Annotated in this window: 14 protein-coding genes; 10 read left to right on the top strand and 4 right to left on the bottom strand. The window is 68.7% G+C overall.

The features are described 5' to 3' along the window. The first annotated feature begins 10 nt into the window (after positions 1-10). Complete coding sequence (locus ACZ5PO_RS14885) at positions 11-712, top strand: SDR family NAD(P)-dependent oxidoreductase (protein ID WP_464194731.1); 702 nt, start codon at positions 11-13, stop codon at positions 710-712. A 47-nt stretch (positions 713-759) separates the two neighbouring features. After that, complete coding sequence (locus ACZ5PO_RS14890) at positions 760-1,737, top strand: NAD(P)H-dependent flavin oxidoreductase (RefSeq protein ID WP_464194733.1); 978 nt, start codon at positions 760-762, stop codon at positions 1,735-1,737. A 55-nt stretch (positions 1,738-1,792) separates the two neighbouring features. On the opposite strand, the gene ACZ5PO_RS14895 is transcribed toward ACZ5PO_RS14890, so the two are convergent. Next, positions 1,793-2,179 carry a transposase gene (locus tag ACZ5PO_RS14895; protein WP_464194735.1) on the bottom strand — a complete coding sequence of 129 codons (387 nt, stop codon included), beginning with the start codon at positions 2,177-2,179 and terminating at the stop codon, positions 1,793-1,795. A 376-nt stretch (positions 2,180-2,555) separates the two neighbouring features. Here ACZ5PO_RS14895 and ACZ5PO_RS14900 point away from each other — a divergent pair, with 376 nt between their 5' ends. From ACZ5PO_RS14900 to ACZ5PO_RS14925, 6 genes are all read left to right on the top strand, one after another. Beyond that, the gene (locus tag ACZ5PO_RS14900) at positions 2,556-3,806 is read left to right on the top strand and encodes an urea ABC transporter substrate-binding protein (RefSeq protein WP_464194737.1); all 1,251 of its coding nucleotides are present in this window, start codon (positions 2,556-2,558) and stop codon (positions 3,804-3,806) included. 154 nt (positions 3,807-3,960) lie between these two features. Then, positions 3,961-5,478, top strand: coding sequence for an urea ABC transporter permease subunit UrtB (gene urtB, locus ACZ5PO_RS14905; RefSeq protein ID WP_464194739.1), 1,518 nt, complete (start codon positions 3,961-3,963; stop codon positions 5,476-5,478). Beyond that, entirely contained in the window at positions 5,475-6,572 is a 1,098-nt protein-coding gene (gene urtC, locus ACZ5PO_RS14910) for an urea ABC transporter permease subunit UrtC (RefSeq protein ID WP_464194741.1), read from the top strand. Before urtB ends, urtC begins: the two co-directional genes overlap by 4 nt. Next, complete coding sequence (gene urtD / locus ACZ5PO_RS14915; protein ID WP_464194743.1) at positions 6,569-7,297, top strand: urea ABC transporter ATP-binding protein UrtD; 729 nt, start codon at positions 6,569-6,571, stop codon at positions 7,295-7,297. The genes urtC and urtD overlap by 4 nt, the downstream gene beginning before the upstream one ends. A 2-nt stretch (positions 7,298-7,299) precedes the next feature. After that, positions 7,300-7,992 (top strand): urea ABC transporter ATP-binding subunit UrtE, encoded by a 693-nt coding sequence (urtE, locus tag ACZ5PO_RS14920; protein ID WP_464194745.1) that lies wholly within the window; start codon positions 7,300-7,302, stop codon positions 7,990-7,992. A gap of 34 nt (positions 7,993-8,026) precedes the next feature. Further along, entirely contained in the window at positions 8,027-8,962 is a 936-nt protein-coding gene (locus tag ACZ5PO_RS14925) for an acetamidase/formamidase family protein (protein ID WP_464194747.1), read from the top strand. Positions 8,963-9,030: 68 nt separating this feature from the next. Here the strand turns inward: ACZ5PO_RS14925 and ACZ5PO_RS14930 are convergent, their stop codons facing one another. Continuing rightward, a complete protein-coding gene (locus ACZ5PO_RS14930) occupies positions 9,031-9,915 on the bottom strand; it encodes an AraC family transcriptional regulator (protein WP_464194749.1) in 885 nt (294 codons plus the stop codon). Between the two features lie 144 nt (positions 9,916-10,059). Here ACZ5PO_RS14930 and ACZ5PO_RS14935 point away from each other — a divergent pair, with 144 nt between their 5' ends. After that, positions 10,060-10,839, top strand: coding sequence for an SDR family NAD(P)-dependent oxidoreductase (locus tag ACZ5PO_RS14935; protein WP_464194751.1), 780 nt, complete (start codon positions 10,060-10,062; stop codon positions 10,837-10,839). An 81-nt stretch (positions 10,840-10,920) separates the two neighbouring features. Here ACZ5PO_RS14935 and ACZ5PO_RS14940 read toward each other — a convergent pair whose 3' ends face one another. Then, positions 10,921-11,811, bottom strand: a complete 891-nt coding sequence (locus ACZ5PO_RS14940) for an alpha/beta fold hydrolase (protein WP_464194753.1) — start codon at positions 11,809-11,811, stop codon at positions 10,921-10,923. 359 nt (positions 11,812-12,170) lie between these two features. Here ACZ5PO_RS14940 and ACZ5PO_RS14945 point away from each other — a divergent pair, with 359 nt between their 5' ends. Continuing rightward, the gene (locus ACZ5PO_RS14945) at positions 12,171-12,605 is read left to right on the top strand and encodes a MarR family winged helix-turn-helix transcriptional regulator (protein ID WP_464194755.1); all 435 of its coding nucleotides are present in this window, start codon (positions 12,171-12,173) and stop codon (positions 12,603-12,605) included. 122 nt (positions 12,606-12,727) lie between these two features. Here the strand turns inward: ACZ5PO_RS14945 and ACZ5PO_RS14950 are convergent, their stop codons facing one another. Beyond that, positions 12,728-13,972, bottom strand: coding sequence for an ABC transporter substrate-binding protein (locus ACZ5PO_RS14950; protein WP_464194757.1), 1,245 nt, complete (start codon positions 13,970-13,972; stop codon positions 12,728-12,730). Positions 13,973-13,985: the final 13 nt, after the last annotated feature.

Here is a 13,985-nt window from a genome sequence, read left to right on the forward strand (position 1 = left end):
GGGGGCCGCCATGACCCGTCCCGTTGCCCTGATCACGGGCGTTGGCCCCGGCACCGGCAGCGCGCTGGTGCGGCGTTTCGCCGACGGCGGCTACGAGGTCGCCATGCTGGCGCGCACGGCCGAGCGCCTCGACGAGATCGCGCAGTCGCACGCCAGCTGCCACGCCTTCGCCACCGACGTCAGCGACGCCGCGGCCCTGGAGCAGACGCTCACGGATGTCGAAGGCCGCCTGGGCGCGCCGACCGTCCTCGTGCACAACGCCGTGGGCGGTGCCTTCGGCACGTTCGCCGACATCGACCCGGCCATCCTGCAGCGCAACTTCAACGTCAACGTCATGGCGCTGCTCCATCTCGCCCGCCGCCTCGCGCCCGCCATGGTGGCAGCCGGCAAGGGCGCCATCGTTGCCACCGGCAACACCTCGGCGCTGCGCGGCCGCGCCAACTTTGCCGGCTTTGCACCCACCAAGGCAGCCCAGCGCATTCTCGCCGAGGCCATGGCCCGCGACCTTGGGCCCAAGGGCGTGCACGTGGCCTATGTCGTGATCGACGCGGTCATCGACGTGCCCTGGACGCGCGCCCGCTACACCGACGCGGCCGACGACTTCTTCATCCAGCCGGAGCACATCGCCGACGAGGTCTTTCACGTGGCCCATCAGCCGCGGTCGGCCTGGTCGTTCAACGTCGAGCTCCGTCCCTTCCGCGAAACCTGGTGAGGCGGCGGCGAACGCCACTCCCTCCCATTCCGAGCAGGTCTAACCCCATGAAGACGCGCATCACCGAGCTCCTCGGCATCAGGCATCCCATCATCCAGGGCGGCATGCACTACGTCGGCTTCGCCGAGATGGCGGCGGCGGTGTCGAACGCCGGCGGCCTCGGCATCATCACGGCGCTGACGCAGCCGTCGCCCGAACACCTCGCCCGCGAGATTGCCCGCTGCCGCGAGATGACCGACCAGCCCATCGGCGTGAACCTGACGTTCCTGCCGGCGGTGAAGCCGCCGGACTATCCGGGCTACGTCCGGGTGATCCTCGATGCCGGCATCAAGGTCGTGGAGACGGCGGGCAACAACCCGCAGCAGTGGTTGCCGGCCCTGCAGGAGGCCGGTGTCAAGGTGATCCACAAGTGCACCTCGGTGCGCCACGCCCTGAAGGCGGAGGCGATCGGCTGCGACGCGGTGAGCGTCGACGGCTTCGAGTGCGGCGGCCACCCGGGCGAGGACGACATCCCCAACATGATCCTGCTGCCGCGCGCCGCCGACGAGCTCAAGATCCCGTTCGTGGCGTCCGGCGGCATGGCCGACGGCCGCAGCCTGGTCGCTGCTTTGTCCATGGGCGCCGACGGCATGAACATGGGCACGCGCTTCGTCGCCACCCGCGAGGCGCCGGTGCACGACAACGTCAAGCAGGCGATCCTGGCGGCGAGCGAGCTCGACACGCGCCTGGTCATGCGGCCGCTGCGCAACACCGAGCGCGTGCTCGTCAACGCCGGCGTCACCCGCCTGCTGGAGAAGGAGAAGACCCTCGGCCGCGACATCACCTTCACCGACATCGCGCCGGAGGTGGCGGGCGTCTACCCTCGCGTGATGGTGGACGGCGACATGGACGCCGGCGCCTGGAGCTGCGGCATGGTCGCCGGCCTGATCAACGATATCCCGACCTGCAAGGAGCTGATCGACCGCATCATGGCGGAAGCCCACTCGATCATCCGCGGCCGGCTCGAGGGCCTGCTGGCGGCGTAGCGCGCTCGGCGGCGCTGGAGCGCTCCTCCATCGGATGCAGCGGCAGGCTGCGGCCTCAGCGGGTGAGGCGGACCGAGGCGAAGCGCCCGACCACGGCGCCGCCACAGCGCTCCGCCGCCAGCACCGCGGCCCGGCCCGGCTGCAGGCTCGCGCCGCCGCGGGGCGCGTCGGGCTCGACCCGATGCGGCAGATCGCCGTGAGGCATGGCCCGCAGGCGCTGGGCGAGGTCGGAGACCAGCGCCCGCAGCCGGCGGTTCTCGGCCTGCAACTCCTTCATCTGCATGACGGCAGGGGCGCTCAGGCCGCCAAAGCGGCGGCGCCAACGGTAGAACGTGCGCAGCGACACGTGCGCGGTCTGGCAAATCTCGCCGATCGGCACGCCCGCATCCGCCTCGCGAATGAGGTGGATGATCTCAGCGTCGGTGAACTGCGACTGTCGCATCGGAACGCCCTCTGGATTCGTCGACGGGTGGGGTGACGGTGGCCTTTGCCACAAGATATCCCTCCGTCCTGGCCGCCCCGCCGTGCGCGGCAGCTCTCCGCCCGCCCATGATGTAGGCGTGCAGCAATCGCGGCCATCATAGCGCATTGCGGGGTGCCGCGAATGTCCATTGCACCGCACCGGCAAGGCTCCGCGCCGTCCGCCAGCGGCGGCGGCGATGGTTTCGGCCGCGGATGGATTTGGCAATTGTGCCAGAACTGACCGTTCTCTGGCTCGGCTGGCGCGCGTTTGGGCAATGCTGAACATTATATGAAGTTGCGCGCCGGCCCGCACTCAACAGAATTTCGACATCTCCGAACACTCGAGGTGTCGTCCCATGGTCATGTTCTCGCGGCGTTCGTTCCTTCAGGCGAGCGGTCTTGCTGCCGCAGGGCTGGCCACTCCCGTCGGCATGCCCGCCATCATCCGCAGCGCGCAGGCCGCAAGCCCGCTCAAGCTCGGCTGCCTGTTCTCGTCGTCGGGGACCATGGCCAACCTCGAGGGGCGTCTGAACTACGTGGTCAAGATGGCGGCGGACGAGATCAACGCCAAGGGTGGCGTCAACGGCCGTACCATCGAGGTGCTCGTCTCCGATCCGGCATCCGATTGGCCGCTCTATGCGCAGACCGCCAAGCAGATGCTGCAGCAGGAAAAGGTCGCCGCGTTGTTCGGCTGCTGGACGTCGGTGTCGCGCAAGAGCGTCCTCCCCGTCGTCGAGCAGGAAAATGGCCTGCTTTACTATCCCCTCCACTTCGAAGGCGACGAGAATTCGAAGAACGTCGTCTACGTGAACTCGCCGCCGGCGAGCTCGGTGCTGCCGGCCGTCGACTATCTGATGAGCGAGGAGGGCGTCTCCGCCAAGCGCTTCTTCATGCTGGGATCGGATTACGTCTGGCCCCGCACCATCAACAAGCAGCTCAAGGGTTACTGGACGTCCAAGGGCATCGCGGAGAGCGCCTGGAAGGAGGAGTACGTTCCCTTCGGCTTCTCGAATTTCCAGACCCTCGTGAACCAGATCCGCGCCTTCGCCGACCAGGGCGGCGGTCAGCCGGTCGTCGTCCTGACCGTGGTCGGCAACTCGATTCCGGACTTCATGCGCGAGTTCGCCAACCAGGGCATCAAGGCGACCGACATTCCCGTCCTCGGCCTCGACATGGTGGAGGCCGACCTCGAGGGTCTCGACACGGCAAAGCTCGTCGGCCACCTCAACTGCTGGGCCTACCTGCAGAACGCCGCCGGGCCGGCCAATACCGCTTTCCTGAAGAACTGGGCCGCCTACGTGAAGGCCAACAACGTGCCCTTCAAGGGCGACGTCTCCATTGATCCGATGGTGTCGGCCTATGACGCCGTCCACCTCTGGGCCATGGCGGCCCAGAAGGCCGGCTCGTTCGACGTACCCGAGGTCTCGAAAGCTTTCAATGGCCTCAGCCTCGACTGCCCATCGGGCTACAAGATCTCTATGACCGGCGAGAACAACTACGTCGGGCGCGGCGTGTTCATCGGTTCGGTCAACGACAAGCAGGGGTTCGACATCCTGTGGCAGTCGAAGGATACGCCGAAGCCGGTGCCGTTTAGCCCCTATGGCTGATCCGGCGTCGGCTGCCGTCCGATCGTCTGCGAAGGGGAGGCGTCCCGGCGTCCCCCCGTGGCTCCGACACCTGCCGGCGCGCCTGGCCGGCCTATCGGCTGTCCTCGTCCTCTGCGCATCGGGCGCCGGCGCGGCCTCGCTGGACCGCTCTGCCGTGGTCGCCGGCCTGTGCGGCTCGGCTGGACAGATGGGCGACGCGGCCGCGCTGCTGACCGCCGCGGCCGGGTTCGGAGGCGTCGACGACCGCACCTGGGCGGCACCGCTCGCCCGCGCCGTGATCGAGCGCAAGCTCGCCTGCGATACCGCCGGCGGTCGGCTCGACGGCGGCCTCGATGCGCTGACGCGCGCGGCGCGCGCCGAAGCGGGCCCGTCCCGCACGCCCGTGCTCAGCCTGAAGAATCGCGCCGCGTTCGAGATCGCCGACGCCGCTCTCGCGTTGCGCAGCGCCGCTGCCGCGCCCCAGCGCGCCGCTGCCCTGCGGACGCTCGAGCGGCGGCCGGCAGCCATCCCCGAGGGGCTGCTCGAGGCTGCCGCGGCGAGCGAGGGCGATGCCGGCCTGCGCGCGCAGATCGAGGGGTTGGCCCAGACCGCGGCGCTCAACGCCGCCGATCCGGCCGCCCGTATCCGCGCCATCGGCCGCATCGCCGACAACCCGAGCCGCCGCGCCCTCACCCAGATCACCGAGCTCACCCGGGATCCCGCCTATGCCGCCGATCCCGCCTTCCGCCGGGCCGTCGACGCGGCGGCGGTGCGCATCGGGCGCGGCATCGCCGTCGGTGACGCGCTGGCGACGCTCTACAACGGCTTGAGCGTCGCCTCGATCCTGTTCATGGCGGCGATCGGGCTTGCCATCATCTTCGGCCTGATGGGGGTGATCAATCTCGCCCAGGGCGAGCTCATCATGATCGGCGCCTACGTCACCTGGCTCGTGCAGCAGGGCCTGCGCCTCGTCGCGCCGTCGCTGCTCGACTGGTATCTGATCCTCGCCGTGCCCGTCGCCTTCGCCGTTACGGCGGCCATCGGCATCGCGCTCGAAGCCTCGCTGCTGCGCCATCTCTACCGGCGGCCGCTGATGAGCCTGCTCGCCACCTGGGCCGTGAGCCTGTTCCTCGTCAATCTCGTGCGGGTGGTCTTCGGCACGCAGAACCTGCAGTTCGAGACGTCCTTCTACGTCTCGGGCGGCGTGCCGGTGATCGGCGACTTCATCTTCACCTGGAACCGCATGTTCGCCATCGCCTTCGCCGTGGTGACGCTGGCGCTGACCTGGGCGGTCGTCCGGCGCACGCCGCTCGGCCTCAACATCCGCGCCGTGACGCAGAACCGCGACATGGCGGCCTGCATCGGCATCCCGACGCGGCGGGTCGACATGATGGCCTTCGGCCTCGGCTCCGGCCTGGCCGGGCTCGCCGGCCTCGCGCTGTCGCCCATCTACAGCGTGAACCCGCAGATGGGGCAGAACTTCATCATCGACAGCTTCATGGTCGTCGTGCTCGGCGGCGTCGGCACCATCGCCGGCACCGTGGCCGCGGCGCTGGGCATCGGCCAGATCAACGTGCTGATCGAGCCGCTCTGGGGCGCCGTCGCCGCCAAGGTGATCGTGCTGCTGATGATCATCGCCTTCCTGCAATGGCGGCCGGAGGGCCTGTTCGCCGTGAAGGGCCGCCGCAAATGAAGGGCTGGACAGCCGACTGCCCTTTTCTCGTCGCCGTCGGGCTGCTCGGCCTCGTCGCCCTGGCGATGCCGCTGCTCGCCGGAACGCCGCTGGCGCCGTCGCGCTACCTCACCAACGCGATCGGCCAGCTCGCCGCCTTCGCCGTGCTGGCGCTCTCGCTCGACCTGATCTGGGGCTATCTCGGCATCCTGTCGCTCGGCCACGGCCTGTTCTTCGCGCTGGGCGGCTACGTCATGGCCATGTATCTGCTCAAGCACTCCTTCGAGATCACGGGCACGGTGCCGGACTTCCTCCAGTTCATGGGCTGGAAGGAGTTTCCCTTCTACTGGGCGGGCTTCGGCGCCTTCCCCTACGCACTCGCCGTCGCGGTCGTCGCAACGCTGCTGATCTCGGGCGTGTTCGGCTATGTCTCGTTCCGCTCGCGGGTCGGCGGCGTCTATTTCGCCATCATCACCCAGGCGCTCGTCTACGTCGCCATGCTGCTGATGTTCCGCAACGACACCGGCTTCGGCGGCAACAACGGCATGACCGGCTTCTCCGTCCTGTTCGGCTGGCCGATGGGCACCAGCGGCACGATCACGGCACTCGCCGTCGCCTCGGTCCTGGTGCTGGCGCTCATGCTGGTGGTGTGCCGCCGTCTCGTCGGCGGCCGCTTCGGCGCGCTGATGCTGGCCACCCGGGACGACGAGACGCGCCTGCGCACCCTCGGCTACGAGACGCTGCGGCTGAAGCTCATCGTCTGGTGCGTCTCGGCGCTCATCGCCATGGTCGCCGGCATGCTTTACGTGCCGCAGGTCGGCATCATCAACCCGCGCCTGCTGTCGCCGGAGCTGTCGCTAGAGATCGCCGTGTGGGTGGCCATCGGCGGCCGCGGCCATCTCGTCGGCGCGGTCATCGGCGCGCTCCTCGTCAACGCGGTGAAGTTCTGGCTCTCCACGGCTGCGCCGGACGTGTGGCCCTTCATCCTCTCGGGCCTGATCGTTCTGGTCGTGCTCGTCTTTCCCAACGGGCTGGTCGACCTGGCGAAGCTCAGGCTCGCCCGGCCCATGGGCGCACGGCGGCTCGCCGCCGAGATCGGCGAGGCGCGCTCATGAGCCTCACGGCGCTCCTGGTCGACGGGGTCACCGTCAGCTTCGGCAGCTTTCGGGCGATCGACGACCTCTCGCTGGCCATCGACTACGGCGAGGTGCGCGCCGTCATCGGCCCGAACGGCGCCGGCAAGACGACGCTGCTCGACGTGATCTCCGGCATCACCCGGCCCCAGCAGGGCCGGGTGCTGTTCGACGGCGCCGTGGAGCTGACCGGCCGGAGCGAGGCGGCGATCGCCCGCGCCGGCATCCGTCGCAAGTTCCAGAAGCCGAGCGTGTTCGAGGGGCTCACCGTGCGCCAGCATATCGCCATCGGCGCCGACGTCGGCTTCCGCGCGCGCCTCGCCGCCGCGGCGCTCGCGGAGCGGGTCGACGAGGTGCTCGCGACGGTCGGGCTCGCCGATCAGAGCGAGCGCCTCGCCGGCGAGCTCGGCCACGGCCACAAGCAGTGGCTGGAGATCGGCATGGTGCTCGCCGGCGACCCCAAGGTGGTGATGCTGGACGAGCCGGTGGCCGGCCTGACCGACGAGGAGACCGAGCGCACGGCCATGCTGGTGCGCGCCCTCAACCGGCCTGACCGCGCCATCGTCGTCGTCGAGCACGACATGGACTTCGTCGAGCGCATCGCGGATCGCGTCACCGTGCTGCACGAGGGGCGCACGCTGTTCGAAGGCCCGATGCACAAGGTGCGGGCCGACGCGGGCGTCGTCGAGGTCTATCTGGGGCGTTGAGCATGGAGTTCCGTGTCGAGGCTCTGGACCAGCATTACGGCTCGGCGCAGGTGCTGCGCCAGGTCGGCCTGACGATCGCGCCGGGCGAGTGCCTGGCCGTGCTCGGCCGCAACGGCGCCGGCAAGACGACGCTGCTCCGCTGCATCATGGGGCTCGTCGCGCCGACGTCCGGGCGGGTGCTGCTCGACGGCGCCGACATGACCGCCTGGCCGCCCAACCGGCGCTCGCGCGCCGGTGTCGCCTATGTGCCGCAGGGCCGGGAGATCTTCTCCGAGCTGACCGTCGGCGAGAACATCGAGGCCGCGGCCCGCGCCCACGGCACCCACGCCACGCCGGCGATGGACGAGGCGGTGAGCCTGTTTCCGGTGCTGCGCGAGATGTGGAAGCGGCCGGGCGGCGCCCTGTCGGGCGGCCAGCAGCAGCAGCTCGCCATCGCCCGCGCCCTCGTCACCCGCCCCCGCCTGCTGATTCTCGACGAGCCGACCGAGGGCATCCAGCCCAACCTCGTCGCCGCCATCGGCGAGGTGCTGCGCGCGCTGAAGGGGCGGATGTCGATCCTCCTGGTGGAGCAGTACCTCGACTTCGCCATCGCCACCGCGGACGCCTTCGTCATCCTGTCGCGCGGCGCCGTCGTCGAGGCCGGCCGCGCCGAGGCGATGAGCCGTGAGCGCCTCACCCGCTTCATCGCCGTCTGACCGCATCCCCGCCCCCCGATCCCAGGAGACACGCATGTCGCGCCGCTTTGAAATCCCCGCCACGCCCGAGAACATGGTGTGGGGCTATCTCGACAGCTCGACGCCGCCGGTGCTGGAGGTCGCCTCGGGCGATGTGGTGACGCTGCACTCGTTCCCGGCCGGCGGCAAGGAGACGCTGCCGGACAACCTGCCCGTGCCGGACGACTACATGGCGGCGCTGAACACGCTGCCGCAGGGCGCCGGGCCGCATTTCATCACCGGCCCTGTCCACGTGAAGGACGCGCGGCCCGGCGATGCGCTGCAGGTGGACATCCTCGACGTGAAGGTGCGCCAGGACTGGGGCTTCGTCTCCATCCTGCCGCTGCTCGGCACGCTGCCGGACGAGTTCACCGACTACGAAACGATCCATCCGACGGTCGATCACGCCCGCAACGTCTGCATCACGCCCTGGGGCACGGAGATCCCGCTCGACCCGTTCTTCGGCATTATCGCCACGGCGCCGCCGCCGGCCTGGGGGCGCTGCGGCTCACCGGTACCGCGCGCCTTCGGCGGCAACATGGACAACAAGGAGCTGCGCGCCGGCACGACGCTCTATCTGCCGATCTTCAACGAGGGCGCGCTGTTCTTCGCCGGTGACGGGCATGGCGTGCAGGGCGACGGCGAGGTCTGCATCACCGCGCTCGAAACCGGTGTCACCGGGACCTTCCGCCTCACCGTACGCAAAGACATGGAGCTCGACTGGCCGTTCGCCGAGAGCGCGACACACCTCATGTCGATCGGCCTGGACGAGGACCTCGACGACGCCGCCAAGCAGGCGACGCGCGAGATGGTCAAGCACATCTGCCAGCGCACCAACCTGTCGCGCAATCAGGCCTACATGCTGTGCTCACTGGCCGGCAACCTGCGCGTCACCCAGCTCGTCGACGGTAACAAGGGCATCCACATGCTGCTGGCCAAGGCACTGCTGTAGACGGATCGCCGCGGCGAGGCGCATGCCCCCGCGGGGCGGGTCGCCGGCCGGCCGGTCCCGACGCGTCGCTATGCGGCTTCCATCCGCCTGGTGTCGCGCTTGGGCGGGGTGCCGAACATGCGGGAGTATTCGCGGCTGAACTGGGACGGGCTTTCATAGCCCACCTGAAAGGCCGCGGACTCCACGTTCAAGGCGTCCGAGATCATCAGCCGGCGCGCCTCCAGCAGGCGAAGCTGCTTCTGATACTGCAACGGCGTCAGCGCGGTCAGCGCCTTGAACTGGCGATGGAAGGCCGAGGGGCTCATCCGCGCGATGGCGGCCAGCTCCTCGACCCGGATCGGCTCCGTGAACCGCTCCCGCAGGCAGTGAACCGCGTCAACGATGCGTTGCGACGGACTGTCCGCCAGGCTCATCCGCATGACGTCCGCACCATGCGGGCCGGTGAGAAGCCAATAACAGATCTCGCGAATGATCAGCGGATAGAGCGCCGCCATCGCCTTGGGCGTCTCGAGCAGGCGCACCACGCGCAGCGCGCAGTCGGCAAGCGGCCCCTGGAAATCCGTCACGAACACGCCGCGGCGGGCCTCGCCGGCGGCCCTCGGCGGCGTGTCCATCGCTTCGGCGACGTCGCGCATGATCGCGAGATCGAGCGCGAGCACGAGCACGAGGCAGGGCCTTTCGGGCGTGGCCTCGACGACGCGGCCGACCGACGGTGTCGCGATCCCGACCACCAGAGCCTCGCCCGCTCTGTAGACCAGCCGATGGCCGCCGAACGTCGCCCATTTGGCGCCCTGCGCCACGATGCACATCGCCGGCCTGGAGAGCATGTGGGTCGGCGGCCTGGGGTGGTCCGAGCGAAGCACGCCCAGCTCTCCCACGCCGGTGTCGATGATGCTGATGCCGGGATGGAAATCGGTGTAGCGCAGGAGCGCCGCTGCCAATTCACCTGACATGCCCATGGTCCTTCTCGCCTCGGCTTCCCAGCCGGAATAAAGGAGCGGGCAGGAATAGGCAAGAAATCGGTGCCTTCCGGCATTCGCGAGGATCGGCGGTCAGCTTAGGTAACAGGCTCGGTCGAATTGAGCTCGGAGCCTGAAATGTCGACAGGAAACACTGAGAAGCCCGTGCCAAGGACAGTAATCGTCACCGGCGGCAGCCGCGGCATCGGACGCAGCACGGTGCTCAACCTCGCCGGGCGCGAGGTTCGGCCGATCCTGACCTACAAGACCAACCGGGCGGAGGCCGAGAAGGTGGTTGCGCTCGCGGCCGAAGCCGGCGTGCCGGCGACGGCCTTGCAGCTCGACACCGGCGACGCCGGCTCGTTCGACGCCTTCGTCGGCGGCGTCAGGGAGGCCCTGGTGCAGATGGGCGCCGAGCGTTTCGACTATCTCGTCAACAATGCCGGCATTTCCTCGACTGCCACGCTGGCGAACGGCACCGAAGCGGAGCTCGATGCGCAGTTCGCCGTCCACTTCAAGGGCGTCTTCCTGTTGACGCAGAAGCTGTTGCCGCTCATCAACGATGGCGGCCGGATCGTGAACATTTCGTCCGGGCTCGCCCGCGTCGCCATGAACGGCCGTGCCGTCTATGGCCCGATGAAGGCGGCGGTGGAGGCCCTCACGCGCTACATGGCGCTGGAGCTCGGGCCGCGCCGGATCGCAGTCAACGTCGTGGCGCCCGGCGCCATCGCCACCGACTTCAGCGGCGGCATCGTGCGGGACAACCCGCAGGTGAACAGGATGGTCGCCGAGCATACCGCGCTCGGGCGCACGGGCCTGCCGGAGGATGTCGGCCCGGTCATCGCGGGATTACTGTCCGACGACTTCGGCTGGGTCAACGCGCAGCGGATCGAAGTCGCCGGCGGCATGCAGATCTAGGCTGAAAGCAGGGCCGTCCGGCACGCCCGAGCCGGCCGCCGGCGAACCTCGTCGGGCGTCCTGCCCGGCGCCACGCGATGGCTACCGTTCGTCGATCATGATGCCGGCTACCTGCGCGGCGGCATCCACCTGCGGCCAGTGGCCCGCTTCCACGACATGCTGCGTCGCGCTCCGCGCCTGCGACCGAAGATGCTCGGCGACGCCGACATGCAGATAGGGGTCGGCCTTCCCCCAGATCAGCCGCAACGGCACGTCGGAGCGGCGGAACTCGACAAGGCGCGCCGTGTTGGCGGCAACTTCGTCACTCAACTGGGCTGTCATCTGCGCAAAAGCGAAGGCGGCGCTGGGCTGCTGCCGGAAATTGTCGTCGATGATCGGCCCCAGGAATTCGAGGTTGTGCCGCTTCTGTGCGTCGGTCAGCCCGCTCAGAAGCTCGTGCCGCTGAAAGTCGAGTAGCCAGGCAAACTGGGCCGGGCTTCTCAGGAAATGGCGACTGAGCGCCTGCAGCTCCTTGTTCGAGAACAGTCCGATGAGCTCGGGGACCCGGAGCCCCGGCGAGGCTCCGTAGAAGGCGTTCATCAAGGTAACGGCCGCGGTGCGCTCGGGGTGCCGCAGGCTGAAGTTGACGGCTGCCGGCCCTCCGGCGTCGTGACCCACCGGAACGATCCGTTCGAGCCGCAGGGCCTCGACGACCGCCTCCAGGTCGCCGAGCTGCTGCGGGAAGCTGTACACCGCGTCGAGCGGCTTGTCGGAAGCGCCAAAGCCGAGGAAATCGACCGTCACGACCCGCCTTCCGGCCGCGACCAGATGGGGGATGATCCCGTCATAGATGCGCGCATTGTCCGGAAAGCCATGGAGCAGCACGAAGGCGGGGCCGTCTCCGGCAAAGTCGCGGACATGAAGCCCGCCGCGGTCGCGGGCGATGCGGTGTTCGGCGAAGGCAGGAAATGGCGGGATCTGGGCATCTGTCACGGAATCTCTCCTGGGCTGTGAAGGGCAGGCGCGCCCATGGCGTGCGCGCAATGCTCCCGAATTACGGGCATATAAGACTATATTGATCGATGCCGCTTTTTGGCGCCGCACGGCGGCGCCGGGACGAAGCCGAGTCGATCCTTCTCCTGCCCGCGACGGGGCCTCCGTCGCGCAGGTCTTTTGCTGCACGCCGCTGGACACCAGCCGGCTACACCTCATATATGGGCATATAAGACTAAATATTCAAGCGCTCGCCGATGCAAGAGTCGGTTGGCGCCGACCCGGGGGGGCCGCCTCGACTGACGCCGTGGCCCCGAGCGTAGCGATGAGGGCGCAGGGCGCCGGATCAGGAAACAGGCATGACCGCGTTCTGCAACTGCTACGCCTTGCGCCAGGCAAGCCGCCACGTTTCGCAGTTCTACGATCAGATCCTCGCGCCGTCGGGGCTGCGGGTCACCCAATATACGATGCTCTACGAGATCGATAAGCGGGGCCCGATATCCTTGCTTCCACTCGCCGAGTCCATGGTGATGGACCGAGCGACCTTGGGGCACAACCTGCGTCCGCTCGAAGCAAAGGGCTACGTCAGCCTGACCATCGGCGAAGACCGTCGTAGCCGGGAGGTCAGCCTGACCGATGCGGGGCGGGCGATATTGGCCGAGGCCGAGCCGCTATGGAGGCACGCCCATGCCGCGTTTGAGGCTGCGCTCGGTAAGAAGGAGGCGGCTGATCTGAGGGTCATGCTCGGCCGCGTGGCGGCAATCACGTTCAGCCCGAGCCATGACCCGCCTTGATGCAAGCAGCCTCCCAGACGTCGCTGTCCCGCCGGGAGGCACGCGCGGGAGAGGGGCCTATCCTGTCCGCTCGGCAGGCCATTTCATATCAGGCATTGCGGCTTTGGACCGGGGGTGACCGGTCACGACTTCACGAGCGGGCAGCCGCCGTCGGCCATCGGGCGAAAGGCTTCGTCGCCGGGGATGCGGGCGAGCACCTCGTAGTAGTCCCAGGGCTCCTTCGATTCCGCGGGTGATTTCACCTTCAGCAGGTACATGTCGCGGACCAGGCGGCCGTCCTGGCGGATCCTGAAATTGTCACTCCAGAAGTCGTTGACCGGCAGCTCCTTCATCTTCGCCGCCACCACGAGGGACTCGTCCGTGCCGGCGGCCTGGACCGCCTTGAGGTAGTGCAGCACGGCGCCGTAGACGCCGGCCTGGTCGGCGGTCGGCGCCTTGCCGCCGTGGCGGGCCATGAAGCGGCGTGACCAGTCGCGGGTCTTGGCGTCCAGGTTCCAGTAGAAGGATTCGGTGATCACCAGCCCCTGCGCGTCGGCCAGGCCGATGGCGTGCACGTCGGTGATGAACATCAGCAGGCCGGCGAGTGTCTGCCCCGGCGTGATGCCGAACTCCTTGGCCTGCTTGATGGCGTTCACCGTGTCGCCGCCGGCGTTGGCGAGCCCGATCACCTTGGCCTTCGAGGCCTGGGCCTGCAAAAGGTAGGAGGAGAAATCGAGGGTGTTGAGCGGGTGGCGCACCGTGCCGGCCACCTTGCCGCCGCCCTGCTCGACGAAGCGCACGGCGTCCTTTTCCTGGGAGTGGCTGCCGGCGTTGTCGGCGGTGATGAAGAACCAGCTGTCGCCGCCCTGCTTGATCAGCGCCCGCGCCGTGCCGTTGGCCATGGCGTAGCTGTCGTAGGTCCAGTGGATCGTCGTCGGCGCGCACAGCTTGCCGGTGAAGTCCGACAGCGCCGGCCCCGACAGCAGCAGCATGCGGTTGCGGTCACGGGTGACGCTGAGCACGCCGAGCGCGGTGGCCGAGCTCGGCACGTCGGCGATGGCGTCGACCTTGTCGACATCGATCCACTTGCGCGCGATGGCCGAACCCACGTCCGGCTTGTTCTGGTGGTCGCCGGCGAGGATCTCGATCGGCTTGCCGAGCACGGTGCCGCCAAAGTCCTCCACCGCCATCCTGGCCGCCAGCACCGAGCCCGGCCCGCTCAGGTCCGCGTAGAGGCCCGACTGGTCGTTGAGGACGCCGATCCTGACGACGCCGTCAGAGATGCCGCCGGTCGTGGCGGCCGCTGCCGGCTTCTCCGCCCCCTGGCCCAACGCTCCGCCGGCCCACACCGCGCCCACCGCCGCCGCGGCGATCCATAGCTTGCGCATGCACGTCCTCCCT

The sequence above is a fragment of the Chelatococcus sp. KU-N122 genome (assembly GCF_055391085.1).

What these genes read in the sequence shown, in the direction of transcription:
- urtD (WP_464194743.1), top strand. Translation starts at nt 6,569, where the DNA reads ATGAGCCTCACGGCGCTCCTGGTCGACGGGGTCACCGTCAGCTTCGGC.
- ACZ5PO_RS14950 (WP_464194757.1), bottom strand. Translation starts at nt 13,972, where the DNA reads ATGCGCAAGCTATGGATCGCCGCGGCGGCGGTGGGCGCGGTGTGGGCC.
- ACZ5PO_RS14890 (WP_464194733.1), top strand. Translation starts at nt 760, where the DNA reads ATGAAGACGCGCATCACCGAGCTCCTCGGCATCAGGCATCCCATCATC.
- ACZ5PO_RS14885 (WP_464194731.1), top strand. Translation starts at nt 11, where the DNA reads ATGACCCGTCCCGTTGCCCTGATCACGGGCGTTGGCCCCGGCACCGGC.
- ACZ5PO_RS14925 (WP_464194747.1), top strand. Translation starts at nt 8,027, where the DNA reads ATGTCGCGCCGCTTTGAAATCCCCGCCACGCCCGAGAACATGGTGTGG.
- ACZ5PO_RS14895 (WP_464194735.1), bottom strand. Translation starts at nt 2,179, where the DNA reads ATGCGACAGTCGCAGTTCACCGACGCTGAGATCATCCACCTCATTCGC.
- ACZ5PO_RS14900 (WP_464194737.1), top strand. Translation starts at nt 2,556, where the DNA reads ATGGTCATGTTCTCGCGGCGTTCGTTCCTTCAGGCGAGCGGTCTTGCT.
- ACZ5PO_RS14935 (WP_464194751.1), top strand. Translation starts at nt 10,060, where the DNA reads ATGTCGACAGGAAACACTGAGAAGCCCGTGCCAAGGACAGTAATCGTC.
- ACZ5PO_RS14945 (WP_464194755.1), top strand. Translation starts at nt 12,171, where the DNA reads ATGACCGCGTTCTGCAACTGCTACGCCTTGCGCCAGGCAAGCCGCCAC.
- urtE (WP_464194745.1), top strand. Translation starts at nt 7,300, where the DNA reads ATGGAGTTCCGTGTCGAGGCTCTGGACCAGCATTACGGCTCGGCGCAG.
- urtC (WP_464194741.1), top strand. Translation starts at nt 5,475, where the DNA reads ATGAAGGGCTGGACAGCCGACTGCCCTTTTCTCGTCGCCGTCGGGCTG.
- ACZ5PO_RS14930 (WP_464194749.1), bottom strand. Translation starts at nt 9,915, where the DNA reads ATGTCAGGTGAATTGGCAGCGGCGCTCCTGCGCTACACCGATTTCCAT.